Origin of the sequence: Bradyrhizobium sp. 134 (assembly GCF_023074155.1) — a bacterium.
Taxonomy (GTDB): Bacteria; Pseudomonadota; Alphaproteobacteria; order Rhizobiales; family Xanthobacteraceae; genus Bradyrhizobium.
In genome coordinates this window covers 1-604 of record NZ_JADPKX010000081.1, presented here as the reverse complement: position 1 = coordinate 604, position 604 = coordinate 1, and the positions used below count along the sequence as shown (strand labels likewise).

The window sequence follows — 604 nt, the reverse complement described above, 5'->3', positions numbered from 1 at the left end:
TGGCCAGGTGGTGGCGCATGTGTTCCGCGATGGGCTGAAGATGGAAGCAGGCGCGGCCGGACCAGTTGCCCAGTGTCGCCCGATCAAGCCGGATGCCCTGGCGCGCATAGATCTCGGCCTGACGGTAAAATGGCGTATGGTCGCCAAATTTGGAGACGATCACGTGCGCGATGGCCGCTTCGGTCGGCAGCCCGCCGGGCACGACGTGCTCCGGTGCGTGCGCCTGCACGACGGGGCCGGAGCAGCGGCGACAGATGTATTTTGGGCGGCGTGTGATCAGCACGCGCCATTGCGCCGGGATCACGTCGAGGCGCTGGCTGACGTCCTCGCCGATCTTCGTCATGGCGCCGCAACCGCACGGGCAAAGCGTACTCGCAGGCTCGATGATCCGTTCCACCCGCGGCAAATGGGCAGGCAGGCAGCCGCGATTGCGATGAGAACCTTGATCCGGCGCGCTCCGCGATCGGCCCTTGATCACAGCCTCGGCTCTCTCCTGCGCCGCGTCCAGGATGCCTTGCGCGATCTCCACGTCTTCCAGCGGCAAGTGATACTGATCTGGCCGCAGCTTCTCGGACGTCGCGCCGAACTTCTCGCGTCGCAATTC

1 protein-coding gene is annotated in these 604 nt (G+C 65.7%); it reads right to left on the bottom strand.

What is annotated here, in order from left to right; all coding sequences use genetic code 11:
* Window positions 1-604, bottom strand: a 604-nt coding sequence (locus tag IVA75_RS34785; RefSeq protein ID WP_247359664.1) for an IS66 family transposase zinc-finger binding domain-containing protein, incomplete at both ends; no start/stop codon positions are given.